This window comes from [Mycobacterium] fortunisiensis, assembly GCF_019050325.1.
Classification (GTDB): Bacteria; Actinomycetota; Actinomycetes; order Mycobacteriales; family Mycobacteriaceae; genus Mycobacterium; species Mycobacterium fortunisiensis.
The window spans coordinates 141,760-165,921 of the sequence record NZ_VOMB01000016.1; the positions used below are offsets into that span (position 1 = coordinate 141,760).

General features: G+C 68.8%; 26 protein-coding genes. 19 read left to right on the plus strand and 7 right to left on the minus strand.

Features of this window, described 5'->3' with window-relative positions; all coding sequences use genetic code 11:
* Position 1 precedes the first annotated feature (1 nt).
* From FR943_RS10935 to FR943_RS10970, 8 genes are all read left to right on the plus strand, one after another.
* On the plus strand, positions 2 to 148 hold the full coding sequence (locus FR943_RS10935) for a hypothetical protein (RefSeq protein WP_217156857.1): 147 nt from the start codon (positions 2 to 4) through the stop codon (positions 146 to 148).
* Positions 145 to 861 carry a membrane protein YczE gene (gene yczE / locus FR943_RS10940; RefSeq protein ID WP_217156859.1) on the plus strand — a complete coding sequence of 239 codons (717 nt, stop codon included), beginning with the start codon at positions 145 to 147 and terminating at the stop codon, positions 859 to 861. Before FR943_RS10935 ends, yczE begins: the two co-directional genes overlap by 4 nt.
* Complete coding sequence (locus FR943_RS10945) at positions 792 to 1,661, plus strand: ABC transporter ATP-binding protein (protein ID WP_217156860.1); 870 nt, start codon at positions 792 to 794, stop codon at positions 1,659 to 1,661. Before yczE ends, FR943_RS10945 begins: the two co-directional genes overlap by 70 nt.
* On the plus strand, positions 1,658 to 2,470 hold the full coding sequence (locus tag FR943_RS10950; protein ID WP_217156862.1) for an NUDIX hydrolase: 813 nt from the start codon (positions 1,658 to 1,660) through the stop codon (positions 2,468 to 2,470). Before FR943_RS10945 ends, FR943_RS10950 begins: the two co-directional genes overlap by 4 nt.
* Complete coding sequence (locus FR943_RS10955) at positions 2,467 to 3,135, plus strand: enoyl-CoA hydratase (RefSeq protein WP_217156863.1); 669 nt, start codon at positions 2,467 to 2,469, stop codon at positions 3,133 to 3,135. The genes FR943_RS10950 and FR943_RS10955 overlap by 4 nt, the downstream gene beginning before the upstream one ends.
* Positions 3,136 to 3,169: 34 nt before the next feature.
* A complete protein-coding gene (locus tag FR943_RS10960; RefSeq protein WP_246584967.1) occupies positions 3,170 to 4,177 on the plus strand; it encodes a class I SAM-dependent methyltransferase in 1,008 nt (335 codons plus the stop codon).
* Positions 4,174 to 5,361: a THUMP-like domain-containing protein gene (locus FR943_RS10965; RefSeq protein ID WP_443732533.1), complete on the plus strand. Its 1,188-nt coding sequence runs from the start codon at positions 4,174 to 4,176 to the stop codon at positions 5,359 to 5,361. Before FR943_RS10960 ends, FR943_RS10965 begins: the two co-directional genes overlap by 4 nt.
* Positions 5,362 to 5,438: 77 nt before the next feature.
* On the plus strand, positions 5,439 to 6,131 hold the full coding sequence (locus FR943_RS10970; protein WP_217156865.1) for an esterase: 693 nt from the start codon (positions 5,439 to 5,441) through the stop codon (positions 6,129 to 6,131).
* A gap of 9 nt (positions 6,132 to 6,140) precedes the next feature.
* On the opposite strand, the gene FR943_RS10975 is transcribed toward FR943_RS10970, so the two are convergent.
* Positions 6,141 to 7,424: a BamB-related PQQ repeat family beta-propellar protein gene (locus FR943_RS10975; RefSeq protein WP_217156867.1), complete on the minus strand. Its 1,284-nt coding sequence runs from the start codon at positions 7,422 to 7,424 to the stop codon at positions 6,141 to 6,143.
* 131 nt (positions 7,425 to 7,555) lie between these two features.
* Here FR943_RS10975 and FR943_RS10980 point away from each other — a divergent pair, with 131 nt between their 5' ends.
* Positions 7,556 to 8,299 (plus strand): acyltransferase, encoded by a 744-nt coding sequence (locus tag FR943_RS10980; protein WP_217156869.1) that lies wholly within the window; start codon positions 7,556 to 7,558, stop codon positions 8,297 to 8,299.
* 18 nt (positions 8,300 to 8,317) lie between these two features.
* On the opposite strand, the gene FR943_RS10985 is transcribed toward FR943_RS10980, so the two are convergent.
* The 4 genes from FR943_RS10985 to FR943_RS11000 form a co-directional block, all read right to left on the minus strand.
* On the minus strand, positions 8,318 to 8,902 hold the full coding sequence (locus FR943_RS10985; protein ID WP_217156871.1) for a hypothetical protein: 585 nt from the start codon (positions 8,900 to 8,902) through the stop codon (positions 8,318 to 8,320).
* A 49-nt stretch (positions 8,903 to 8,951) separates the two neighbouring features.
* The gene (locus tag FR943_RS10990) at positions 8,952 to 10,193 is read right to left on the minus strand and encodes a glycosyltransferase family 4 protein (RefSeq protein WP_217156873.1); all 1,242 of its coding nucleotides are present in this window, start codon (positions 10,191 to 10,193) and stop codon (positions 8,952 to 8,954) included.
* A 91-nt stretch (positions 10,194 to 10,284) separates the two neighbouring features.
* Positions 10,285 to 11,832, minus strand: a complete 1,548-nt coding sequence (locus FR943_RS10995) for a 1,4-alpha-glucan branching protein domain-containing protein (protein WP_217156875.1) — start codon at positions 11,830 to 11,832, stop codon at positions 10,285 to 10,287.
* Positions 11,829 to 12,626, minus strand: a complete 798-nt coding sequence (locus FR943_RS11000) for a class I SAM-dependent methyltransferase (protein WP_217156876.1) — start codon at positions 12,624 to 12,626, stop codon at positions 11,829 to 11,831. Before FR943_RS11000 ends, FR943_RS10995 begins: the two co-directional genes overlap by 4 nt.
* A gap of 227 nt (positions 12,627 to 12,853) precedes the next feature.
* Here FR943_RS11000 and FR943_RS11005 point away from each other — a divergent pair, with 227 nt between their 5' ends.
* From FR943_RS11005 to FR943_RS11045, 9 genes are all read left to right on the plus strand, one after another.
* Positions 12,854 to 13,645, plus strand: coding sequence for an electron transfer flavoprotein subunit beta/FixA family protein (locus tag FR943_RS11005; RefSeq protein WP_217156878.1), 792 nt, complete (start codon positions 12,854 to 12,856; stop codon positions 13,643 to 13,645).
* 46 nt (positions 13,646 to 13,691) lie between these two features.
* Positions 13,692 to 14,651 (plus strand): electron transfer flavoprotein subunit alpha/FixB family protein, encoded by a 960-nt coding sequence (locus FR943_RS11010; protein ID WP_217156880.1) that lies wholly within the window; start codon positions 13,692 to 13,694, stop codon positions 14,649 to 14,651.
* 363 nt (positions 14,652 to 15,014) lie between these two features.
* Entirely contained in the window at positions 15,015 to 15,758 is a 744-nt protein-coding gene (locus FR943_RS11015; protein WP_217156882.1) for an SDR family oxidoreductase, read from the plus strand.
* 1 nt (position 15,759) lies between these two features.
* Positions 15,760 to 16,170 (plus strand): cupin domain-containing protein, encoded by a 411-nt coding sequence (locus FR943_RS11020; protein WP_217156884.1) that lies wholly within the window; start codon positions 15,760 to 15,762, stop codon positions 16,168 to 16,170.
* A gap of 92 nt (positions 16,171 to 16,262) precedes the next feature.
* Complete coding sequence (locus FR943_RS11025) at positions 16,263 to 17,123, plus strand: GNAT family N-acetyltransferase (RefSeq protein WP_217156886.1); 861 nt, start codon at positions 16,263 to 16,265, stop codon at positions 17,121 to 17,123.
* Positions 17,120 to 18,001 (plus strand): lysophospholipid acyltransferase family protein, encoded by an 882-nt coding sequence (locus FR943_RS11030; RefSeq protein WP_217156888.1) that lies wholly within the window; start codon positions 17,120 to 17,122, stop codon positions 17,999 to 18,001. The genes FR943_RS11025 and FR943_RS11030 overlap by 4 nt, the downstream gene beginning before the upstream one ends.
* 48 nt (positions 18,002 to 18,049) lie before the next feature.
* Positions 18,050 to 19,261 (plus strand): cysteine desulfurase family protein, encoded by a 1,212-nt coding sequence (locus FR943_RS11035; protein WP_217156889.1) that lies wholly within the window; start codon positions 18,050 to 18,052, stop codon positions 19,259 to 19,261.
* Positions 19,261 to 20,331: a tRNA 2-thiouridine(34) synthase MnmA gene (mnmA, locus tag FR943_RS11040; RefSeq protein ID WP_217156891.1), complete on the plus strand. Its 1,071-nt coding sequence runs from the start codon at positions 19,261 to 19,263 to the stop codon at positions 20,329 to 20,331. The genes FR943_RS11035 and mnmA overlap by 1 nt, the downstream gene beginning before the upstream one ends.
* Before the next feature lie 10 nt (positions 20,332 to 20,341).
* Positions 20,342 to 21,352: a methionine synthase gene (locus tag FR943_RS11045; protein WP_217156892.1), complete on the plus strand. Its 1,011-nt coding sequence runs from the start codon at positions 20,342 to 20,344 to the stop codon at positions 21,350 to 21,352.
* Between the two features lie 114 nt (positions 21,353 to 21,466).
* Here FR943_RS11045 and FR943_RS11050 read toward each other — a convergent pair whose 3' ends face one another.
* Complete coding sequence (locus FR943_RS11050; RefSeq protein WP_217156894.1) at positions 21,467 to 23,041, minus strand: 4-coumarate--CoA ligase family protein; 1,575 nt, start codon at positions 23,039 to 23,041, stop codon at positions 21,467 to 21,469.
* 8 nt (positions 23,042 to 23,049) lie between these two features.
* On the minus strand, positions 23,050 to 23,454 hold the full coding sequence (locus FR943_RS11055) for an MmcQ/YjbR family DNA-binding protein (protein ID WP_217156896.1): 405 nt from the start codon (positions 23,452 to 23,454) through the stop codon (positions 23,050 to 23,052).
* 107 nt (positions 23,455 to 23,561) lie between these two features.
* On the opposite strand from FR943_RS11055, the gene FR943_RS11060 reads away from it, so the two are divergent.
* Positions 23,562 to 24,146 carry a class I SAM-dependent methyltransferase gene (locus tag FR943_RS11060; RefSeq protein ID WP_217158140.1) on the plus strand — a complete coding sequence of 195 codons (585 nt, stop codon included), beginning with the start codon at positions 23,562 to 23,564 and terminating at the stop codon, positions 24,144 to 24,146.
* Positions 24,147 to 24,162: the final 16 nt, after the last annotated feature.

Genomic DNA, 24,162 nt, shown 5'->3' on the forward strand with positions numbered 1-24,162 from the left:
CATGGCACGGAACTGGATATCCCGATTGGCGGAGAACCTCCGCCGGCTGTACGACCCCGGCAACAGCTTCGGAGACCGCGATGTGGACGCCCGCCGGGTGATCGGTGAGCTCGACGCCATCCGCGCCCGATTCCCCGACCACGCATGAGGACCGCATTCACCCGGGGCACCCTGCTCCTGATCGGCCTGTGCGGCTACGGCGTGTCGATGGCCATGATGGTGCGCGCCGGGCTGGGACTCGACCCATGGGACGTCTTCCACCAGGGCCTGACCCGGCACACCCCGCTGACCCTCGGCATGGCCTCGGCCGTCGTCGGTGTCGTCGTGCTACTGGCCTGGATCCCCCTGCGGAACCGGCCCGGGGTCGGCACCGTCGCCAACGTCATCGTCATCGCGGTCACCGTCGATACCACCCTCGCGGCGCTCCCCGCGCCCTCGGCGCTGGGAGTGCGAATCGCGATGATGGTCGGTGCCGTCGTGCTCAATGCCATCAGCACCGTGCTCTACATCGGTGCCGGCCTGGGCCCGGGGCCCCGCGACGGCCTGATGACCGGCCTGGTGGCACGCACCGGGCTGTCGGTGCGATTGGTACGCACCGGGATCGAGGCCACCGTGCTGGCGGTCGGCTGGCTGCTCGGCGGCACCGTCGGTGTCGGCACCCTGGTGTACGCATTCGGGATCGGGCCCCTCGTGCAGCTGTTTCTGCGGCTCACCCCGCGCGCATTGCTGTTCCACGATTTCAGCGGCGGGCGCGCCCGAGCAGATCGCGACACGGTCACTACGATGAGCGAGTGGCCGCAGGGGAACGCACCGATTCGACAATCAGCGACGACGGCGACGGAACCGACCCCGACCTGCTGATCGACTTCGCCCGGGTGACCCTGCGGCGCGGCGGCAACACCCTGATCGGGCCGATCACCTGGAGCGTCGAACTCGACGAACGCTGGGTGGTCATCGGCCCCAACGGCGCGGGCAAAACCTCACTGCTGCGGATCGCCGCGGCCACCGAACATCCGACCTCGGGCACCGCCTACGTGCTCGGCGAACGGTTGGGCCGCACCGACATGTCCGAGTTGCGGGCCCGCGTCGGGCTGAGCAGCTCGGCCCTGTCCCAACGCATCCCCGACACCGAGGTGGTACGCGACCTGGTGGTGTCCGCCGGCTACGCCGTCCTGGGCCGCTGGCGCGAGGACTACGACGACGTCGACTACGCCCAGGCCATCGACATGCTGGAGAGCGTCGGCGCCGAACACCTGGCCGAACGCACCTACGGCACCCTCTCGGAAGGCGAACGCAAACGGGTGCTGATCGCCCGATCGCTGATGACCGACCCGGAGCTGCTGCTGCTCGATGAACCCGCCGCCGGGCTCGACCTGGGTGGCCGCGAAGAGCTCGTGGCACGGTTGACCGACCTGGCCGCCGACCCCGACGCGCCGGCCATGGTGCTGGTGACCCATCATGTCGAGGAGATCCCAGTGGGGTTCAGCCACGCGCTGATCCTCTCGGAAGGCCAGGCGGTGGCCTCAGGTCTGCTGACCGAGGTGTTGACCGCGGAGAACTTGTCCAAGGCATTCGGCCAGTCGATCGCCCTGGATGTGATCGACGGGCGCTACTTCGCCCGCCGGACCAGGAGCCGTGCGGCTCACAGGAGGCGTGCATGACCGATCCATTGGTGCCCAGGCCCGCGGCCACGGTGATGCTGGTCCGCGACGGCGCCGAATCGATCGAAGTGTTCATGATGCGCCGGCACGCGGCCATGGACTTCGTGGCCGGGGTGATGGTGTTCCCCGGCGGTGGCGTCGACGACCGCGATCGCAATGCCGACATCGCCTGGTTCGGTCCCGACCCGGACTGGTGGGCCCAGCGACTCGGGGTGGAAACCGGACTGGCCGAGGCGTTGGTGTGCGCGGCGGCCCGCGAGACCTTCGAGGAATCGGGCGTGTTGTTCGCCGGGCCCGCCAGCGGGTCGGGGAATCCGGGCATCATTTCCGACGCCTCGGTCTACGGCGACGCGCGCGCCGCCCTGGCCAACCACTCGCTGTCCTTCGCCGACTTCCTGCGCGACGAGAAACTCGTGCTGCGGGCCGACCTGCTGCGGCCATGGGACAACTGGATCACCCCCAAGGAAGAGCGCACCCGCCGCTACGACACCTTCTTCTTCGTCGGTGCACTGCCCGAGGGCCAGCGGGCCGACGGTGAGAACACCGAATCCGACCAGGCGTTCTGGAGCACCCCGCAGGCCGGTCTCGACGACTTCGAGCAGGGAAACTCGTTCCTGCTGCCGCCCACCTGGACCCAGCTGAACTCGCTCAACGGCCGCTGCGTGTCCGATGTGTTGGCGACCGAACGCAAGATCGTGGCGATCGAACCCAACCTCGCGCTGGGCGGAGGGAACTGGAACATCGAGTTCTTCGACGGCGAGCGCTACAACGCGGCGCGTAACCACCGGTCCCCGGGAGTGAACCAGTGAACGAGTTCGTCAGGGTGATCACCGGGGTGCCGGAGCAGGACGGGGTCGGCACGCTCATGCTGTCCCGGCCCCCGACCAACGCGCTGACCCGCCAGGTGTACCGCGAGATCATCGCGGCCGCCCACGAGCTCGGTGAACGCCCGGACGTCTCGGTGGTGATCCTGTTCGGCGGGCACGAGATCTTCTGCGCCGGCGACGACGTGCCCGAGCTGCGCACCCTGAACACCGCCGAGGCCGCCACCGCCGAGGCGGCGCTGCGTCAGTGCGTCGAGGCGATCGCCGCCATCCCCAAACCGACCGTGGCCGCGATCACGGGTTACGCCCTGGGCAGCGGGCTGAACCTGGCCATGGCGGCCGACTGGCGGGTGGCCGGTGACAACGTCAAATTCGGGTCGACCGAGATCCTGGCCGGACTGGCGCCCCGCGCCGGCGGCGGCGCACGGCTGGCCCAGGTGATCGGGGCCGGCAAGGCCAAGGAACTGGTGTTCAGCGGCCGGTTCGTCGGTGCTGAGGAAGCCCGCGAGCTCGGTCTGATCGACCAGATGGTGGCACCCGACCACGTCTACGACGAGGCACTGGCCTGGGCACGCCGATTCGTCGAGCATCCGGTCGAGGTGCTGGCCGCGGCCAAGGCCGCCGTCGACGGGTGGGTGGACCGGCCCTGACCCCCGCCGAGGGCGGGCCGTTAGGCTGCCCTGCATGACTGACATCAAGGATTCCGGCACCCCCGCTGCGGTCGACGGGGCCGACATGCCGACTCCTAACCCGCACGCCACGGCCGAACAGGTCGAAGCCGCGATGCACGACAGCAAGCTCGCGCAGGTGCTCTACCACGACTGGGAAGCCGAAACCTACGACGAGAAATGGTCGATCTCCTACGACCAGCGCTGCATCGACTACGCCCGCGGCCGGTTCGATGCCATCGTTCCCGAGGCCGAGCAGCGGGAACTGCCCTATGACCGCGCCCTGGAGCTGGGCTGCGGCACCGGGTTCTTCCTGCTCAACCTGATCCAGTCCGGGGTGGCGCGACGCGGTTCGGTGACCGACCTGTCCCCGGGCATGGTGAAGGTGGCCACCCGCAACGGACAGGGCCTCGGCCTGGACATCGACGGCCGGGTGGCCGACGCCGAGGGCATCCCGTACGAGGACAACACCTTCGACCTCGTGGTCGGGCACGCCGTGCTGCACCACATCCCCGATGTCGAGCTGTCGCTGCGCGAGGTGGTCCGGGTGCTCAAGCCGGGCGGCCGCTTCGTCTTCGCCGGTGAGCCCACCACGGTCGGCAACAAGTACGCGCGTGAACTGTCCACGCTGACCTGGCACGCCACCACCAACCTGACCAAGCTGCCGTGGCTGAACGGCTGGCGTCGGCCGCAGGCCGAACTCGACGAGTCCTCCCGCGCCGCCGCGCTGGAAGCCGTCGTCGATCTGCACACTTTCGACCCGGCCGATCTGGAACGGATGGCCGCCAATGCCGGTGCAGTCGAAGTCCGCACTGCCAGTGAGGAATTCACCGCCGCCATGCTGGGCTGGCCGGTGCGCACCTTCGAGGCAGCGGTGCCGCCGGGGCGGCTGGGCTGGGGCTGGGCCAAGTTCGCGTTCAACAGCTGGACCACCCTGAGTTGGGTGGACGCCAATGTCTGGCGCCGCGTGGTGCCCAAGGGCTGGTTCTACAACGTGATGGTCACGGGGGTCAAGCCCTCCTGAGCGGTGGGACGGTTTTCGATCCTGCCGCCGTCGCGTACCTGCGTTCGGCGGCAGGGGTGCAGGCCCTGGGTGAGGTAGCCGGACGCCGCCTCACCGGCACCAGCCTGGTCAGTGACATCGCCGCTGTCCGAACACAATTCGGTGACCGTACCGGAATTCTGGTCCAGACCGTACAACTGCGCCGCCGCGCACAGGCCAAATTCACCGACCCCGATCGGTGGTTGTTCACCGACGAGGCGCTGCAACAGGCGACGGCCGCACCGGTGGCCGCCCACCGCGCCCGCAGACTCGCCGGGGCCCGGGTGCACGACGCCACCTGCTCGATCGGCAGTGAGCTTGTGGCACTGCGGGATTGCGCCGCACAGTTGGTCGGCAGTGATCTCGATCCGGTGCGGTTGGCGATGGCCGCCAACAATCTCGACGACGGCGGTCCCGCTGTCGCGCTGTGCCGGGCCGACGCCCTGACCCCGATCACCCGCGACACCGTCGTGATCATCGACCCGGCCCGCCGCTCCGGTGGCCGGCGCCGGTTCGACCCGCGCGCCTACACCCCGGCGCTCGACGCGGTCCTGGACGTCTACCGCGACCGCGATCTGGTGGTGAAGTGCGCTCCGGGAATCGATTTCGACGAGCTCACCAAGATGGGGTTCGCCGGGGAGATCGAGGTGACCTCGGTGGGCGGCAGCGTGCGGGAAGCCTGTCTGTGGTCGCCGGGCCTCACCGAGCCCGGGATTCGTCGCCGCGCCAGCCTGTTGGAGACCGGGGAAGAACTCACCGACGCCGAGCCCGACGACTGCCCGGTGGCGGCGGCCGGCCGCTGGATCGTCGACCCCGACGGGGCGGTGGTACGGGCCGGGCTGGTGCGCCACTACGCGGCCCGACACGGCCTGTGGCAGCTCGACCCGGACATCGCCTACCTGTCCGGGGACTCCCTGCCGCCCGGAGTGCGTGGTTTCGAAGTGCTCGACCAACTGCACTTTCACGAGCGCAAACTGCGCGCGGCATTGTCTGCCCACTCGGCGGGAGCACTGGAGATCCTGGTTCGTGGTGTCGACGTGGACCCGGACGCGCTGCGGGCCCGGATGCGGTTGCGGGGCAGCCGGCACCTCGCCGTGGTGATCGCGCGGCTGGGCTCCGGGGCGGCCGGCCGGGCAACGGCATTCATTTGTCGGCCCTCGCGGTGAGCGCCCACGTATTCTGGAGGCCACATGCGCCGGTGACTCAGCCGGTGTGGGTTGACCGCCTACGAGGACGACTGAGGATGCGAATTTCCCCCGTGACAGCGCTGCTGACGGCCGGCGTGCTGTTCGCCTGGCTCGGTGTGCCGGTGGCCACTGCGCAGCCGGCATGCGCCGATCTCAGCGGGACCGTCGACGCCGACCAGACGTGTCAGGTCCACACCGCCAACGCCACCTACACGCTGGACTACACGTTCCCGGTCGACTATCCCGATCAGCGGGCGGTCGCCGATTACCTGATCCAGACCCGCGACGGATTCGTCAACGTCTCGGACATGCCCGGATCACGCGACCAGCCCTACGTTCTGGACGCCAGGGGCACCGGCTACAGCTCCGGGACCCCGCCGCAGACCCGGAGCCTGGTGTTCGAGGTCTTCCAGAACGTCGGCGGCGCCCACCCGCAGACCTGGTACAAGGCGTTCAACTACAACGTCGCCACCCGGGCACCGATCACCTTCGACACCCTGTTCAAGCCGGGCGCCAAACCCTTGGACGTGATCTTCCCGATCGTGCAACGCGAACTGCAGAAACAATCCGGGGTGGAGCAGGCGATCCCACCCGCCATCGGCCTCGACCCGGCGCACTACCAGAACTTCGTCCTCACCGACGACTCGTTGATCTTCTTCTTCGGTCAGGGTGAGCTGCTGTCCGAGGCGGCCGGCGCCGTACAGGCCGCCGTTCCGCGCTCCGCGGTGGCGGCCTTACTGGCCCTGTGACCGCGCGGCTCAGGCCGGCGCGAAACCGTACACCTGACCGTCACTCGTCGCGGTGACGATCCGATGATCGGCGCCGATCGACACCCCGACCGGCCAGCCCGTCGCCTCCGGCACCGGATAGCTGTTCAGGGTGTGCCCGTCACCGGAGTCGAACACCAGCAGGCTCTGACCGTGACCGCCCTCGCGGGCCACCGCGTAGCCGACATCTCCGGCACGGCTGGCCGTGGTCAGCGGCACCACGTCGTCACGGGTCCAGGCCACCTCGCCGTGATCGCCGGCGTCGCGCACCGCGGTCAGCTTGGCGTCCGGCCCGCCGCCGGCCACGATCAACCCGTCCGGTGACACCGACGGTGGGGTCTGGGCCAGATAGTTCAGCGGCACCGACCATTTGGCCGAGCCGTCCGCGGAATTCAGGGCCCACAGCCTCTGGTCGCGGCCGTTGACGTACACCGTCGAACCGTCGGCCGACAGCACCGGCGAGGCCAGCGGGCCGCGACCCACCGCGTCACTCGTCCACTCCTGCGTCAGCAACGTCTGCTCCCCGGGGTGATAGCGCAGCCCGACCAGTACCGGCGCCGCCGCGCCCGGCTGCCACACGCTGAGCACCACGATCCGGGCCGCAGCGGAGAACGCCGGTGCGGCCGCCACCGGGCACCGGGACCGGGCCGGCTGACAGTCAGCCAGCCCACGCTCGGAATCCGTCGGGTCCACACCGGCGACCAGGTCCAGCGGCGTTCCCTCGACCGTGCCGCGATGGCCGTTGAACACCAACACCTGGCCGAGGTGGGTCACCACCAGCAACTGTCCGTCATCGAGCAGGCGGGGCGTGGTGGGCATGCCGATGACCGGCTGACGCCAGCGGATCCACTGGGTCGGTGGGAAGGACAGGATGGTGCCGGGCTGGCCCACGTAGAGGTTGTCGAACCCGTCGAACAGCGGACTCGACCAGCCACCGCCCAGCACCAATCGGGTACACCAGCGCTGGCGGGCGTTGTTGTCCGCCTCCCACACCATCAGCGAACAACCGCCGGCGGTCTGGGCGTTGGCGGCCAGGTACCCACTCGCACCGAGTGCCACCTGGGCGCCCAGCTCACCCTTCACCGAGCGGCTCCACTCCAGCTGAAGCGCCTCGGCGCCGCGGGAAAGGGTGTAACTGCTGTTGGCGGCGTCTCCGTACTGGGCCGACCAGCCCTGCCCGGCGCGCGCGTCCACCCAGCTGTCGGTGTTCTGGCAACCCGTGAGCAGGCCCGTGAACAGCACTGCGACCGCCAGTGCAAGGTATCGCCGGAACACGATGTCCTTTCGTCGCCGAACACGCCTGGGGCTCGTATTTTGGGGCCCAGGTGAGGGTAACCCGGTCCCCGGTGGGCGGGAGCGCGGCGACCCGGGAAGGCTGTGGGCGTCGTCGCGTAGGCTGTCCGGCCATGACGACGATGTGGGGCGCCCCGATTCACAAGCGCTGGCGGGGCTCGCGGCTGCGTGATCCGCGCCAGGCGGATTTCCTGACGAAAGCGTCGCTCAAATGGGTGATCGACAACCGTGCCTACACCCCGTGGTACCTGGTGCGGTACTGGCGGCTGCTGAAGTTCAAGCTGGCCAACCCGCACATCATCACCCGCGGCATGGTCTTCCTCGGCAAGGGGGTGGAGATCCAGTGCACCCCGGAGCTGGCCCAGATGGAGATCGGTCGCTGGGTGCACATCGGTGACAAGAACACCATCCGCTGCCACGAGGGATCACTGCGTATCGGCGACAAGGTGGTGCTGGGCCGCGACAACGTGATCAACACCTATCTCGACATCGAGCTCGGTGACTCGGCGCTGATGGCCGACTGGTGCTACGTCTGCGACTTCGACCACAAGATGGACAACGTCGACATGCCGATCAAGGACCAGGGCATCATCAAGGGCCCGGTGCGCATCGGTCCCGACACCTGGATCGCCGCGAAGGTCACCGTGCTGCGCAACACCTCGGTCGGTCGAGGCTGCGTGCTGGGTGCACATGCCGTGGTCAAGGGGGAGATCCCCGACTATTCGATCGCGGTCGGGGCCCCGGCCAAGGTGGTCAAGAACCGCAAGCTGGACTGGGAGACGTCGGCCGCCGAGCGTGCCGAACTCGCCGCCGCGCTGGCCGACATCGAACGCAAGAAGAAGGCCGCCAGCAACTGACCGGCAACCCCGGCAACCTCAGGCGCCGTTGCACACCCCGGACTCGCGGATCACGTTCCCGTAGACCTGCGCCGTGGCGATGTTGGCGTTGATGAACCCGGACGGCTGTTGCTGTCGCATCTTGTCGCTGATCTGGGTCAGCTGGAACCACAGGTGGTAGATCGAGTCACCGTTGTACAGCGGTGAGTACTGGCTGTGGTCGGGGTAATTGGTGATGTAGAGCGTGTGGGCGCGGGAATCCAGGAACGCCGCCGACTGGTCGATGTTCGCCTGGACGGCGTCGCCGGCGGCCTGGACGCCGGGCTCGGTCCAGTAATCGCCGTGCTCACCCAGGAAATGCTGGAAGCCCACGATCTGGCTCATCAAGGTGTCGTACTGGGCGTTGAACCACTGGCAGGACTCGCGCTGGGCGTCGATCTGCTCGGGCGTGACGCGAACCTGCCACAGGTTGTAGGGGAACACCGTGTAGTTCGGCGCCCAGTCCGACGGGTGGGGTTCGAACACGGGCAGGCTGGGCTCGGCCGACGCCGGTGCGGCGAGGCCGAGCGCAACGAAGGCGCCGACGAGCGCAGCGCACGCGGGGTGATTGCGGGTCCGGGCCACGCCTCGATTGTGCTCGGTGTGGGCCGGGTGCGGCGGCGGATCGGTCAATTCAGCGGTCGGGCAACGCGTGTTCGACGATCGGACGGCGCGGATGGGGTTCCCGTTCGGCCCGTTTGGCCGCCAGATACACCTGACTGGTCTCGGCGGCCACAGTGTGCCAGTCGAAGTCGGCGCTGAGCCGTTCGCGGGCGGCGAGTGCTCGCCGCTGCGCGGCCTTCGGATCGTCGAGCACGGCACGCACCGCCGCCGTCAGGCCCGCCACATCCCGTGGTGCGAAGGACATTCCGGTCTGCCCGTCGATCACCGCTTCGCCGAGGCCGCCGACGTTGGAGGTGACCAGCGGGGTTCCCGTGGCCGCCGCCTCCAGGGCCACGATGCCGAACGGTTCGTAGTGGCTGGGCAGCACGGCTGCGTCGGCGGCCTGCAGCGCGCTCACCAAGTCGTCATGGCCGAGCCGACCGACGAAGCGGGTTGCCTTGACCACCTTGTGCTTTCGGGCCTGCTCGACGAGCCATTCCTGCTGGGTGCCGTCGCCGGCGATGGTCAGTGTGGTGCCGGGATGGGCGCGGCGGATCCGGGGGAGCGCGGCGATGGCCTCCTGGATGCCCTTCTCGTACTCCAGCCGGCCCACGTAGAGCAGCTGCGGCGGGCCCTGCCGCGGCCGGCGCGGCGCGAACGGCCACAGGTCGGCATCGATGCCGTTGCGGATCACCCTGATCTCGGAGAGGTCAGGTCCGAACAGTTGGGTGATCTCCTCGCTCATGGATGCCGAGCAGGTGATGAGCGAATCGGATTCGCGCACCAGCCACGACTCCACGGCATGCACCTGGCGGCTGATCGGCCCGGAAACCCACCCCGAGTGCCGACCGGCTTCGGTGGCGTGGATGGTGGAAACCAGTGGGACGTCGAAAAATTCGGCCAGGGCGATGGCTGGGTGCGCGACCAGCCAGTCGTGGGCGTGGACGAGGTCGGGAACCCACCGGTCACCCGAATTGTCTTTGACGGCAAGGCCGGTGCGCACCATCGCATGCCCCATGGCCAAGGTCCAGGCCATCATGTCGGTGCCGAACTCGAACTCGTGTGGATCCTGAGCGGCGGCAACCACCCGGACCCCCTCACTGATCTCGTCGGTCGAGGGGTGGGTGCTAGGGTCGGTGTCGGTGGGCCTGCGGCTGAGCACCACGACCTCGTGGCCGGCCTCGACCAGCGCGGTGGCCAGGTGGTGCACGTGTCGACCCAGACCGCCGACGACGACGGGCGGGTATTCCCAGGACACCATCAGGATCTTCATGACTGCGTGCCTTCGTACCGGTGCGAGCGTGCGCACAATGCTGAGGATTTGCGGGGTGTCGAGCGGCAGACGCGCACGCTCGCGCTGGTGGTCATTTTGGCAGACGCCGGGCGTCGAGGGCACCGAACAGGCCGTCGGCCTTGTTCCACCCGTCGGCCAGCCGCTCGGCGTGATCGCGACGGCCCGAGGCCAGCGCGTCGGAGATCTCGCGGGTGGCGTGGGCATGCAGGTGGGCCCGGTAGCGGGCGTACTCGGCGGCAGAATCCTTGCTCACCATGAACGGCCAGTCGCTGGACACCGTCAGCAGCGTCTCCCGCAGGATCTGGTCGGCCACCCGATCCCGCGGCGTCGGCGCACCGACGGTGGCGTGCTGGGTGAGCGCCTTGTCCACGGTGCTCAGGGCCCCGTCGACCACCTCGCTGTTGAGCTGCACCAGGTCGGACACCTTCTCGCCGTTCCAGACCTGCCAGTCCTTGCCCGAACCCCACGAGCTGGGCGGCAATTCCGTTGGGGCACCGACGAATCCGTCGGCCTTGGCGTCCGACAACGTGCCCACCCGGACGCCGGCCGCGGGCAGGGCCCGCAGCACCCGGCCCAGCCACTCCGGACCCTCGTACCACCAGTGCCCGAACAGCTCGGTGTCGAACGCGGCCACCACATGCGCCGGACGACCGATCCGCTCGCTCTCGCTGACGAGCCGGCGACGGACCACCCCGACGAAGTCGGCGACATGCTCGTCGATCGCCCGGTCGGCGCGCTGCGGGTCGTAGGGCGCCTTCTCCGCCGAGGGCACATTGCGGCCGGTGACCCGGGAGGGCTTGAGGCCGGTGGTGTGGTCGTAGGTGTGGAAGTCGCGGTAGGCGGCGTGCCCGGGATAACCAGACTTGGGTGACCACACGCGGTAGCTGACCTGAAGATCGCGGCCGAAGGCGACCACATCGGAGTCGCCGACCGGCCGGCCCAGCGCGGTGTCACCGTGCAGGGACGGCCCGTCCACCATGAAATGCCCGACACCGGCCGCGGCGTAGCCGGTTTCCATTCCTGGGGCATACGCGCATTCCGGTGCCCAAATGCCAACCGGGGTATGGGCGAAACGCAGCTGGGCGTCGGCCAGCCCTTCGCGCAGCGCGAATTCGCGCAACCGGGGGTTGAGCAGCGGTTGGAACGGATGGGCCAGCGGCCCGCCGAGCAGTTCGATGGTCTCGGCGTCGATCAGGGAGCGCAACAATCCGTTGGCACCGTGGCGCCAGTGGGTGGCGAACTCCTCGATCGCCGCGCCGGCCTCGGCGTACTCACGAATCCCGAACTGCCGCAAACCTTCCGGCTCACGCAGCGTCGTTGCTTCCTGGGCCCGCAACTGCCAGTTGGCCAACCAGTGGTGCATCCCGGTCAGGCAGTACGGATCATCGAGTTGTGCGGTGACCACCGGCGTCATGCCGAGGGTGATCAGATGCCGGCGATCCTCGGCGGCCAGGCCACGCAGCACCCGCATCAACGGCAGGTACGCCGCCGCCCAGGACTGGTAGAGCCATTCCTCGCCGACCGGCCAGCGACCGTGATGGGCCAACCAGGGCAGGTGGGTGTGCAGGACGAGCGTGAATAACCCGGGTACCGGCTCGGGGTCGGGATTGGAGGTCACGGCCGCACCGCGATCGCGACCAGGTCCAGGCTGTCGTCAATGTTGCGGTCGCCCGACGAGGTCAGATCGAAGTCGTCGACGGTCACCGCGGCCACGTCGGCGAGCAGCTGCTCGGGCCATGGCGCGTCGGCCACCGCGCGCTGCACCTGTGCCTCGATGATCGAGCCGCCGTGCCGGGCGTCGAGTTCGGCGAGCCCGGCACCGTGAAAGACCCCGAGCATCGCCTCGACGGCAAACCCGGCGTCGACCAGCAGCTCGGTGAGCTCCGCGGCGTTGAGCTCACGGGTGTGGAACGGGTTCAGCGGGGTGTCCAGGCCGGGCGAGAAGGTGATGCGGTTCGGGGTGGAGACCAGGAACACACCGCCCGGACGCAGCACACGGAAGCACTCGGAGACGAATTGTGCTTGGTCCCAAAGGTGCTCGATGACCTGGAAGTTCACCACGACGTCGACCGATTCGTCGGCCAGGGGGAGCTCGGCCAGGTTGCCGTGGGTGATCTCGACCCTGGGATAGCGGGCCCGCACGTGGGCCACGGTGGCCTCGTCGTAGTCCAGGGCGATCACCTTGCGGGCCACGTCGGCGATCAGATCCGCACCGTAGCCCTCGCCGCAGCCGGCTTCCAGGACCTCGCGACCGACGCACCGGTCGGCCAGGCGTCGGTACACCACCTCATGGCGGCGGAACCAGTAGTTTTCCTCGGCCAGGCCGGGGATGGTCCGCTCGCCGGTGAGAGGAAGTGCCAGGGGTTGGGCTTGGGTGAGGACTCCGTCCGGGCCCGCCGCGTTTGCGCTCATTGGAAGGCAGGCTAACCCAGGGTTACCCAGGTTGAAGGGGTCGGTGGCGAATCGCCAACGGTTTGGATGCCTCCGGGGTGTGGTAGGGGAGGCCGGAATACAAACTCCGACCAGCTATGGTGGTCCTGCGAACCACCATAAGTTACCGCCCGGTAACATGGTGCTAGTTGCTCAGAACGTGATATGAGCCGGGCCACCGGTCTCATCGAGGAGGACGAACCAGAGTCATGACGAACATCGTGGTCCTGATCAAACAGGTCCCAGACACTTGGTCGGAGCGCAAGCTGTCCGACGGCGATTTCACCCTCGACCGCGAGGCTGCCGACGCCGTGCTCGACGAGATCAACGAGCGCGCCGTGGAAGAGGCGCTGTTGATCAAGGAGCGTGAAGGCGGAGACAGCACCGTCACCGTGCTGACCGCCGGCCCGGAGCGCGCCACCGAGGCGATCCGCAAGGCGCTGTCCATGGGTGCCGACAAGGCCGTGCACCTCAAGGACGACGGCATGCACGGCTCCGACGTCGTCCAGACCGCATGGGCGCTGGCCCGTGCGCTGGGCACCATCGAGGGCACCGAGCTGGTCATCGCCGGTAACGAGGCCACCGACGGCGTCGGCGGCGCAGTGCCGGCTGTGATCGCCGAGTACCTGGGCCTGCCGCAGCTCACCCACGTGCGCAAGCTGAACGTCGAGGGCGGCAAGGTCACCGCCGAGCGGGAGACCGACGAGGGCGTGTTCACCCTGGAGGCCTCGCTGCCGGCCGTGGTCAGCGTCAACGAGAAGATCAACGAGCCCCGCTTCCCGTCCTTCAAGGGCATCATGGCCGCGAAGAAGAAGGAAGTCACCGTGCTCACCCTCGCCGAGATCGGCGTGGAGGCCGACGAGGTCGGCGTCGCCAATGCCGGTTCCAAGGTGCTGTCTTCGACCCCGAAGCCGCCGAAGACCGCCGGTGAGAAGGTGACCGACGAGGGCGACGGCGGCACCAAGATCGCCGAGTACCTGGTCGCCCAAAAGCTCATCTAGGCAGCTGTCCTAGACCACCTACTCTCCGAAAGACTAACGAGAACTCATGGCTGAAGTACTTGTGCTCGTTGAGCACTCCGAAGGCGCGTTGAAGAAAGTCACCGCCGAACTCATCACCGCCGCCCGGGTCCTGGGTGAGCCTGCCGCTGTCGTGGTGGGCAAGCCGGGCACGGCGGCCCCGCTGGTCGACGGCCTCAAGGCCGCCGGTGCGGCCAAGATCTACGTCGCCGAGTCCGACGACGCGGAGAACTACCTCGTCACCCCGGTGGTCGACGTGCTGGCCGGACTGGCCGAGTCGGCAGCGCCGGCCGGCGTGGTCATCGCCGCCACCGCCGACGGCAAGGAAATCTCCGCCCGCCTGGCCGCCCGGATCGGCTCGGGCCTGCTGGTCGACGTGGTCGAGGTCCGCGAGGGTGCGGTGGGTCTCCACAGCATCTTCGGTGGTGCCTTCACCGTCGAGGCCCAGGTCACCAGCGACACCCCGGTGATCACGGTGCGTCCGGGCTCGATCGAGGCCGCCCCGGCCGACGGTGCCGGCGAGGTCGTCAACGTCGAGGTCCCGGCCCAGGCCGAGAACGCGACCAAGATCACCAAGCGCGAGCCCGCTGTCGCCGGTGACCGCCCCGAGCTCACCGAGGCCGGCGTCGTGGTCGCCGGTGGTCGTGGTGTCGGTGGCGAGGACGGCTTCCACGATGTCGTCGAGCCGCTGGCCGACGCCTTCGGCGCTGCTGTCGGTGCCTCGCGTGCCGCGGTCGACTCGGGTTACTACGGTGGCCAGTTCCAGGTCGGCCAGACCGGTAAGACCGTGTCGCCGCAGCTGTACATCGCCCTGGGCATCTCCGGCGCGATCCAGCACCGGGCCGGTATGCAGACCTCGAAGACGATCATCGCGGTGAACAAGGACGAGGAAGCCCCGATCTTCGAGATCGCCGACCTCGGCATCGTCGGTGACCTGTTCAAGGTTGCCCCGCAGCTGACCGACGCGGTCAAGGCCCGCAAGGGATAGTCCGCTCAGTACCACACAAAACCCCGGCGCACCTGGTGTGCGCCGGGGTTTTGTGCTGTGTGGGTCGGGGCGTTTCCGTGCCATCCGAGCCGAATTGGCTGCCGCACCGAGTTGGCTGCCGCACCGAGTTGGCTGCCGCGCCGAATTGGCTGCCGCGCCGAGTGTCACGTTGGAGTGGCTACCGCGGTCGAGGGCCACTCTGGCCTGACAACGTGGCGGGGAAGTAGGCGGCGACGGCGGGGAAGTACGCGTGGGACGGGCGGGCGGATTCCCGGACCGGACTACGGACTTTCCAGGGTGTGCAGCCACCTCGGCGGGTGCCAGTGTTGACTCCGTCAGCACATCGAGAAAGGGATTCGCACCATGAAGATCACAGTGATAGGTGCCAGCGGCCAGATCGGCTCACGGGTCGTGCGGTTGCTCACTGATGCCGGGCATGACGTGGTCGCCGCCTCGCTCTCGACAGGAGCCAACGTCCTCACCGGCGAGGGCCTGGTGGACGCGCTCAGCGGCGCGCAGGTGCTGGTGGACGTGGTGAATTCACCGTCGTTCGAGGACTCCGCGGTGCTGGACTTCTTCACCGCCTCGTCGCGCAACCTGGTCGCCGCCGCCAAGGAGACCGGCGTCGGCCATTACGTCGCACTGTCGATCGTGGGCACCGACGGGCTGCCGGACAGCGGCTACATGCGTGCCAAGGTGGCCCAGGAGGAGATCATCACCGGCTCGGGTCTGCCGTACACGATCGTGCGCGCCACGCAGTTCCAGGAATTCGCCGAGGCCATCACCGACACCCTGGTGGTCGGGGACGAGGTGCGGGTACCCGACGCGCGGATCCAGCTGATCTCCGTCGACGACGTCGCCGCCCAGGTGGCCGAGGTCGCGCAGGGCTCCCCGGTCAACGGAATCGTCAACATCGGTGGGCCGGAAAAGCTTTCGTTCGCCGACATGGCCCGCGCCGTGCTGGCCAGGCGGGGTGACGACAAGCCGGTGGTGATCGACCCGCAGGCAACGTATTTCGGCACCGCGGTGGACGCCGACAGCCTGGTGACCGGTGATGACGGAATCCTCACCGAAACCCGTTTCGCCGACTTCATCGCGGCGCACTGACATGCCGGTGTCAGCTGAGCGCGAGCAGGCGCTGCAGGACGCGATGACGGTGATCGGCTGTGTGACACCGCCGTTCATCCCGCCCAACGCCGAGGTGATGACGACGATCATCGAATGGCCCGCGGGATCGCCCGGGGCGCCGCCGCACCGGCATCCGGCCGGACCGGCATTCGGCTATGTGCTGGAGGGCGAGATGCTCTTCGAATTGGAGGGCGAGGCGCCGCGGGTGGTCAAGGCCGGCGAGGCGTTTTGGGAGCCCGGCGGTGACGTGATCCACTACTCGGACGCCAACAACCGCGACGACGTCCCGCTGAAGTTCCTGGTCAACATGTTGTGTGTGCCCGGTGAACCGATGCTCGTCATCGTCGACGACGACGAACTCGAAGCCCGCAAGGACCGCCGGGTGCGCTGAGCGCCGACAACGGGCAAAACGTCACCTGGTGCTCACGGACATGTCACACGGGTGATGCCGTCTGGAGACCCCACTGGGCGACCGTGCTGGCTATGAGCACTGCATCTGTACTCATCGCCGCTGATCACACCGACAGCGTGGCGTCCGGTGCGCCGCGTTACACCCTGCTGTTGTCGACCGATCCCGAGCTCATCGAGGCCGCCCAGCGGCTCCGCTACGACGTGTTCACCTCCGAACCCGGTTTCACCCTCGGCAGCGCGACCGACGGCCGCTCGTCCGGTCTGGATGCCGACCGGTTCGACGAGCACTGCGACCACCTGCTGGTGCGTGAGGACCACACCGGTGAGCTGGTGGGCTGCTACCGGATGTTGCCGCCGCCGGGCGCGATCGCCGCGGGCGGGCTCTACACCGCCACCGAGTTCGACGTGCGCGGCCTCGATGCGCTGCGGCCCTCGCTGGTCGAGATGGGCCGTGCGGTGGTGCGGGCCGATCACCGCAACGGCGCCGTGGTGCTGCTGATGTGGGCGGGCATCCTGGCCTACCTCGACCGGTGCGGGTACGACTACGTGACCGGTTGTGTATCGGTGCCGGTGGCCGGCAACGCCGACGGGCCGCCGGGGACCCAGATCCGCGGGGTCCGCGACGTCGTCCGGCGCCGCCACGCCGCACCCGCCGAACACACGGTGTACCCGTATCGGCCGGTGGCCCTGGATGGCCGCGGCCTCGACGACATCGACCCGCCGTCGCGGACCACGGTGCCCCCGCTGATGCGTGGCTACCTGCGGCTGGGAGCGCAGGTGTGCGGGGAACCGGCGCACGATCCCGATTTCGGGGTGGGCGATTTCCCGGCCTTGCTCGACAAGCGCCGCGCCGACGTCCGCTACCTCAAGCGCCTGCGCTCGGTCTCGGCGGCGGCCGACATGGCCGGCGGGAAGACCGGGGGTGCGGTATGACCGCGCCCCAGACCCGAGGTGGGCAGTCCGAGCCGGGGTGTGAGCACTCCTGGCTGCCCAGGGCGTCGTGTGACGCCAGTTGCGTGCAGGCCGGAAGTGCCGAGGCCGGCCGGCGTCCGGTGGTCTGGATCCGCACCACGGTGCGGGTCGTGATGGCCGTGCTGTTGGCGCCGGGAGTGCCACTGCTGGCGGTGCCGATGCCGGGCCGATCCCACTTGCAGCGCTTCTACTGCCGGTTGATGCTGCGGTGCTTCGGGGTGCGAATCTCGCTGTCGGGCGGACCTATTCGCAACCTCCAAGGGGTCCTGGTGGTCAGTGGCCACGTGTCCTGGCTGGACATCTTCACGGTCGGTGCGGTCCTGCCCGGCTCCTTCGTGGCCCGCGCCGACCTGGTGGAATGGCCGGCCGTCGGGCGGTTGGCCCGGGTCATGAAGGTGATCCCGATCGACCGGGGCAGCCTGCGCCGGCTGCCCGCGGTGGTGCACACCGTGGCCGAACGGCTGCGCGCCGGGCACACCGTGGTGGCCTTTCCGGAGGGCACCACCTGGTGCGGACTGGCCTACGGATCGTTCCGGCCGGCGATGTTCCAGGCCGCGATCGACGCGGCCCGGCCGGTGCAGCCGCTGCGGCTGGACTATCGGCACCGCGACGGCCGGCCCTCCACCGTCCCGGCGTTCGTGGGCGAGGACACCCTGGTGCGGTCGGTGCGCCGGGTCATCACCGCACGTCGCACGGTATGCCACGTACATGTCGGGTCGTTGCAGCTGCCCGGGGCGGACCGGCGTGCCCTGGCGGCGCGGTGCGAAGCTGCGGTCCGTGCGGATCGGACCGGACACCAGCGGCTGCCCCAGGCTCCCGCGCACGTTCTGGCGGCCTGACGGCGGCCGGACGGCGGCCCACCTGCCAGCGGCTATCCTGGAGAGGTTATGACCTCCTCCGCGGGCAGGCCGGTCTATCTCGATCACGCCGCCACCACACCGATGCATCCAGCCGCCATCGACGCGATGACGGCTGCGCTGGCGAGCGTGGGTAACGCCTCGTCGCTGCACGGCTCGGGCCGGCAGGCCCGGCGGCGCATGGAGGAAGCTCGCGAGACCCTGGCCGGTCTGCTGGACTGCCGTCCCTCCGAGGTGATCTTCACCGCCGGGGGCACCGAGAGCGACAACCTCGCGGTCAAAGGCATCTACTGGGCCCGCCGCGATGCTGAGCCGAAGCGCCGCCGGATCGTCACCACCGCCGTCGAGCACCACGCCGTGCTCGATGCGGTGCAGTGGCTCGTCGACCACGAGGGTGCCGAGGTGACCTGGCTGCCGGTCGACGCCGAGGGCGCGGTGGCGCCGGAGTCGCTGCGGTCCGCCATCGAGGCCGGCGACGGCCCCGAGGACGTGGCCCTGATCACGATCATGTGGGCCAACAACGAGGTCGGCACGATCATGCCGATCGCCGAGCTGGCTGCCGTCGCCGCCGAGTTCGACATCCCGATGCACAGCGACGCGATCCAGGCCGTGGGGCAGGTCCCGGTCGAGTTCACCGCCACCGGGCTGGCGGCCATGAGCATCGCCGCGCACAAGTTCGGCGGCCCGATGGGCGTCGGCGCACTGCTGTTGCGCCGTGACACGGCCTGCGTGCCGCTGCAGCACGGCGGCGGGCAGGAACGCGACGTGCGTTCGGGCACACCCGACGTGGCCGGTGTGGTGGCGATGGCCGCGGCCGCCGAGGTGGCGATCGGCGGGCTCGGCGAGCACAGCTCCCGGGTGCAGGCGCTGCGGGACAAGCTGATCGACGGAGTGCTGTCCACCATCGAGGACAGCTTCGTCAACGGACCCAGGGGAGCCGGGCGGCTGCCGGCCAACACCCACTTCACGTTCCGGGGTTGCGAGGGCGATTCGCTGCTGATGCTGCTCGACGCCAAGGGCGTGGAGTGCTCCACCGGTTCGGCGTGTACCGCAGGTGTGGCGCAGCCCTCGCACGTCCTGGTCGCGATGGGCGCCGACCCGGCCACCGCCCGCGGATCGCTGCGATTCTCGTTGGGGCACACCAGTACCGACGCCGACATCGACGCAGTGCTCGAGGTGCTACCCGCCGCCGTCGAGCGGGCCCGCCAGGCCGCACTGGCCAGCGCGGGGAGGTCGGCCTGATGCGGGTCCTGGTCGCGATGAGCGGTGGCGTGGACTCCTCGGTGGCCGCCGCCCGGATGGTCGACGCCGGCCATGACGTCGTCGGCGTCCACCTGGCGCTGTCCTCGGCGCCGGGCACCCTGCGTACCGGCTCGCGGGGATGCTGCTCGAAAGAAGACGCCGGCGACGCCCGCCGGGTGGCCGACATCCTCGACATCCCGTTCTATGTATGGGATTTCGCCGACCGGTTCGCCGAGGACGTGATCGACGACTTCGTCGAGGCCTACGCCCGGGGCGAGACGCCCAACCCCTGCGTGCGGTGCAATGAGCGGATCAAGTTCTCCGCGCTGGCCGCGCGGGCATTGGCGCTCGGCTTCGACGCCGTGGCAACCGGGCACTACGCGCGGCTGTCCGATGGCCGGCTGCGTCGCGCGGTCGACGCCGACAAGGACCAGTCCTATGTACTCGGTGTGCTGACCGCCGAACAACTCTCGCACGCGATCTTCCCGATCGGCGACACCCCCAAGCCGCAGATTCGCGCCGAGGCCGCCGAGCGGGGCCTGGCGGTGGCGAAAAAGCCTGACAGCCACGACATCTGCTTCATCCCGTCCGGGGACACCCAGGCCTTCCTGGGCGCCCGCATCGGGGTCCGCCGCGGTGCGGTGGTCGACAACGACGGCGCAGTGCTCGCCGAACACGATGGCGTGCACGGCTTCACGATCGGGCAGCGCAAGGGCCTGGGCATCGCGGGGCCGGGTGCCGACGGTCGCCCGCGATACGTCACCGGCATCGACGCCGAGACCGGCACGGTGCAGGTCGGATCCGTCGAGGATCTCGAGGTGTCCGAATTACTCGGCGACAAGCCGGTGTTCACCAGCGGGACTCCGCTGCAGGGGCCGGTGGAATGCCAGGTTCAGGTGCGTGCCCACGGCGGGATCACCGACGCGGTCGCCGAGCTGCGGGACGGCCGGTTGGTGGTGAGCCTGCGGCCACCGCTGCGTGGGGTCGCCCCGGGGCAGACCATGGTGCTGTACCGGCCGGACGCCGAGGGTGACGAGGTCATCGCCAGCGCGACCATCACCCGCGCGTGAGCGTCGCCGGATGAGCATTTTCGCAGCGGCCACCGGTATCGGGTCCTGGCCGGGTACCTCGCCTCGTGCCGCCAGCGAAGTGGTCGTCGGTGAACTGCACACACTTTCGCACCTCGTGGAGCTCCCGGCGCGGGGGATCGGTGCGGATCTGATCGGCCGCGCCGGCGCGCTGCTGGTCGACATCGCCATCGACACGGTGCCGCGCGGGTACCGCATCGCCTCGGGCCGCAGCGCCGCGCGGCGCCGGGCGGTGAGTCTGCTCGGTGAGGACGTCGACGCGCTGGAAGAGGCCTGGGAGCACGCCGGGCTGCGGGGCAGCGGACGTGCCGTCAAGGTGCAGGCGCCCGGACCGATCACGCTGGCCGCGCAGCTGGAACTGCCCAACGGGCACCGGGCCATCACCGATCACGGTGCGCTGCGCGATCTCGCGGCCTCGCTGGCCGAAGGCCTGGCCGGCCACTGCGCCGAGGTGGCCCGCCGGCTGGAAACCCCGGTGGTGGTCCAGCTCGACGAACCATCGCTGCCGGCTGCCCTGGCCGGCCGGCTGTCCGGGGTGACCAGTTTCACCCCGGTACATCCGGTGGACGAACCGGTGGCGATGGCCCTGATTGACGCGTGTGTCGCCGCTGTCGGCTCCGACGTCGCCGTGCACAGCTGTGCGCCCGATCTGCCCTGGAAGGCGTTGTTGCGCAGCGCTGTCCAGGCTGTCTCCGTCGACGCATCGACACTCACACCGGCAGACCTGGACGGGATCGGGGAGTTTGTCGACTCCGGCCGCACCGTGCTGCTCGGCGTGGTGCCGGCGACCGCGCCCGAGGGCTGGCCCTCGGCCGAGGAGATCGCCAAGGCGGTGGCGGGGCTGACCGACCGGCTGGGGTTCGCCCGGTCGGTGCTGACCGACCGGATCGGCATCACGCCGGCGTGCGGGCTGGCCGGTGCCACCATCCAGTGGGCCCGCACCGCAACGGAACTCACCCAGAAAGCCGCCGACGCTTTCGCCGAAGATCCGGACGCCATCTGAGCGGCGGCCACCAGCGGCAACCGAGAGGTCGTCTTGGGTGATGCGGCTTCTGGCGTCCATTGTCACGCCAGAGTGACGGCCGACATCGACAGCCACTCTGGCGTGACAAGGCGGCTAGCGAGTGCGCAGTTCTCGGCGCAGGATCTTGCCCGCCGAGGATTTCGGCACCGCATCGATGAACTCGACCTGGCGTACCTTCTTGTACGGCGCCACCTGCCCGGCGACGAAGGCCATCACCTCGTCGGCGCTCAGCTCGGCTGAAGGTTGTTTGACCACAAAAGCTTTCGGCACTTCTTCGCCGGTCTCGCGGTCGAGCACGCCGATCACCGCGGCGTCGGCGATGTCGGGATGGCTCAGCAGCACCGCCTCGAGTTCGGCCGGCGGCACCTGGTAGCCCTTGTACTTGATCAGTTCCTTGAGCCGGTCCACGACGTAGACGCATCCGGTCGAGTCGGCCTGGGCCAGATCGCCGGTGTGCAGGAAACCGTCGGCGTCGATGGTTTCCCGGGTGGCCTCCTCATTGCCGAGATAACCGGCCATCACATTGGGCCCTTTGAACCACAGCTCACCTGTTTCACTCAAACCCTCTGCCGGGACGTCGATTTCGTTGCCGGTGTCGGGGTCGACCAACTTGCTCACCCCATTGGGGACAGTCCAGCCGCACGAATTCAGTGGTGCCACCGAGCCGATACTCGCCAGCCCACCGTCGTGTGGGGTGAGGTGGCTGACCGGGCTGAGTTCACTCATCCCATACCCCTGGGACACCGTGCAGCCCAACCGATCAGCCACCGCGCGGCCGAGATCGGCGTCCAGTGACGCCGCGCCGGACATGATGCCGCGCAGTGAGGAGAGGTCGTAGGAATCGACCAGGGGATGCTTGGCCAGGGCGACGGCCACCGGCGGGGCGATGTAGGCGAAGGTGCAGCGGTGGGTGGAGATGTTGCCCAGAAATTCGCCGAGATCGAACGACGGCATGATGATCAGCCGCGCCCGCGCGTGCAGAGCGGCGTTGAGCAGCACCGTCATGCCGTAGATGTGGAAGAACGGCAACACGGCCAGCAGCCGGTCATCGGACGTCATCCCCTGCAGGGGGCGGATCTGCGCGACGTTGGCGGTCAGGTTGGCGTGGGTGAGCATGACGCCCTTGGGATTGGCCGTCGTCCCCGAACTGTAGGGGAGCGCGGCCAGATGAGTCGCCGGGTCGAAGGACACGTCGGGGGCCGGCCCGTCGGCGCCGAGACCGGCCCCGTCGAGCACCACCACCTCGTCCTCGGTGAGGCCTGCCCCGACTGCTCCCTTTACCGCCTGGGGCAACAGCGCTTCGACGGTGACCAGCAGGCGTGCCTTCGAATCCTTCAGTTGCTTGGTGATGTCGCGCGCGGTGAACAGCGCGTTGACCGTGGTGGCGGTGGCGCCGGTGCGCAGGATGCCGTGGAAGGCGACGGCGAAACCCGAACTGTTGGGTGACAGCAGCGCCACCACGTCGCCGACCCCGACGCCGCGCGCGGCCAATCCGCCTGCGAAGGCGTCGATTCGGCGTACGAGCTCGCCGTAGCTGGTCTCGGTGCCGGACCCGGCGTCGACGAGGGCGATGCGGTCGGCATCGGCCGGGGACAGATCGGCGAACAGATAGTCGTAGACGCTGACGGTCGGGAGTTCGACGTCGGGGAACGGACTGGCAAAGCTCATGGCGCTGGTTACCGGCTTTCGTCGAGTTGTTTGATGAGTCGGCGCGAGGCGACCAACCGGAACGAGGCGTCGACGAGTTCGCGGACCTCGACCCAATCTACTTTCGCGGCGGTGAAGTCCAGGCCCAGCCAGCCGAACGGGCCCAGGTAGGCCGGGAAGAAGAAGCGGCTGTCCTGTTCGAGCGCCCGCCGGTCACTCTCGTCGACCTTGACCAGCAGCGAATGCGGATAGGGGATCATCTCGCCACGGGTCTCGGGTTTCACGTTGCCGCCGTACATGGCGAACATCTTGGGGGCGCAGAACACCGGCCGTCCCCAGGAGATCTTCTCGAACGCCTCGGGAAAACCCAGCGCGACGGCGCGGAGTTCGGCCAGCCCCAGGTCGTCATCGCTGAACATGATCGGGTGCGGCATGCCGTCAGATTACTGGGGTGCGGAACAGGACTCCCACGACCACCAGGTGAGTGATTAGGTTAGCCTTACCTACTTCTGGTAGGAAGTGTGCCATGCCTACGACTTGGTTGGATTCCCTGACCCGGCAAACCCGCCGGGCCGGTGTGTTGCCGTATCCGCATCAGGCCGCCTACTTCCTGAACAATCCGCTGCGCAGGATGAGCGGCGATGACGACCGCGCGGTCAAACAGCTCGACCTGACCGGGTTTGAACGGGTGCTCGAAGTGGGGCCCGGGCCCGGTTACTTCAGTGTGGCGATCTCGCAGAAACTGACCCGGGGCCGCCTGGACCTGCTGGACAGCCGGCTCGAGATGCTGGACAAATCCCGAAGCGCGCTGGACCGTGCCGAGTGCTACAACGTCAGCTTCCATCAGGGCGACGCCGAAGACGAACTGCCCTTCTACGACGACAGTTTCGACGTCGCATTCCTGGCCTCGGTGCTCGGCGAGATCTCGAACCGGCAGGGGTGCGTGCGGTCTCTGCACCGCATCGTCAAACCCGGTGGCCTACTGGTGTTCCGAGAAGGATTCCCCGACCCGCAGCGGCTGAGCGTCGCCGAACTGCGTGCGCTCGCCGAATCCGAGGGGTTCGTGTTCTGCGATGCCACTGGCAACCGCTGGCACGACATCGTGAGGTTCCGGCGGCGTCCTTGAACTGACTCCTCGCGCC

Excerpts from the sequence above, each read along its gene's own strand:
- FR943_RS10935 (WP_217156857.1), top strand. The coding sequence starts at position 2 with ATGGCACGGAACTGGATATCCCGATTGGCGGAGAACCTCCGCCGGCTG.
- yczE (WP_217156859.1), top strand. The coding sequence starts at position 145 with ATGAGGACCGCATTCACCCGGGGCACCCTGCTCCTGATCGGCCTGTGC.
- FR943_RS10950 (WP_217156862.1), top strand. The coding sequence starts at position 1,658 with ATGACCGATCCATTGGTGCCCAGGCCCGCGGCCACGGTGATGCTGGTC.
- FR943_RS10960 (WP_246584967.1), top strand. The coding sequence starts at position 3,170 with ATGACTGACATCAAGGATTCCGGCACCCCCGCTGCGGTCGACGGGGCC.
- FR943_RS10970 (WP_217156865.1), top strand. The coding sequence starts at position 5,439 with ATGCGAATTTCCCCCGTGACAGCGCTGCTGACGGCCGGCGTGCTGTTC.
- FR943_RS10980 (WP_217156869.1), top strand. The coding sequence starts at position 7,556 with ATGACGACGATGTGGGGCGCCCCGATTCACAAGCGCTGGCGGGGCTCG.
- FR943_RS10990 (WP_217156873.1), bottom strand. The coding sequence starts at position 10,193 with ATGAAGATCCTGATGGTGTCCTGGGAATACCCGCCCGTCGTCGTCGGC.
- FR943_RS11000 (WP_217156876.1), bottom strand. The coding sequence starts at position 12,626 with ATGAGCGCAAACGCGGCGGGCCCGGACGGAGTCCTCACCCAAGCCCAA.
- FR943_RS11005 (WP_217156878.1), top strand. The coding sequence starts at position 12,854 with ATGACGAACATCGTGGTCCTGATCAAACAGGTCCCAGACACTTGGTCG.
- FR943_RS11010 (WP_217156880.1), top strand. The coding sequence starts at position 13,692 with ATGGCTGAAGTACTTGTGCTCGTTGAGCACTCCGAAGGCGCGTTGAAG.
- FR943_RS11015 (WP_217156882.1), top strand. The coding sequence starts at position 15,015 with ATGAAGATCACAGTGATAGGTGCCAGCGGCCAGATCGGCTCACGGGTC.
- FR943_RS11020 (WP_217156884.1), top strand. The coding sequence starts at position 15,760 with ATGCCGGTGTCAGCTGAGCGCGAGCAGGCGCTGCAGGACGCGATGACG.
- FR943_RS11025 (WP_217156886.1), top strand. The coding sequence starts at position 16,263 with ATGAGCACTGCATCTGTACTCATCGCCGCTGATCACACCGACAGCGTG.
- FR943_RS11030 (WP_217156888.1), top strand. The coding sequence starts at position 17,120 with ATGACCGCGCCCCAGACCCGAGGTGGGCAGTCCGAGCCGGGGTGTGAG.
- FR943_RS11035 (WP_217156889.1), top strand. The coding sequence starts at position 18,050 with ATGACCTCCTCCGCGGGCAGGCCGGTCTATCTCGATCACGCCGCCACC.
- mnmA (WP_217156891.1), top strand. The coding sequence starts at position 19,261 with ATGCGGGTCCTGGTCGCGATGAGCGGTGGCGTGGACTCCTCGGTGGCC.
- FR943_RS11045 (WP_217156892.1), top strand. The coding sequence starts at position 20,342 with ATGAGCATTTTCGCAGCGGCCACCGGTATCGGGTCCTGGCCGGGTACC.
- FR943_RS11050 (WP_217156894.1), bottom strand. The coding sequence starts at position 23,041 with ATGAGCTTTGCCAGTCCGTTCCCCGACGTCGAACTCCCGACCGTCAGC.
- FR943_RS11055 (WP_217156896.1), bottom strand. The coding sequence starts at position 23,454 with ATGCCGCACCCGATCATGTTCAGCGATGACGACCTGGGGCTGGCCGAA.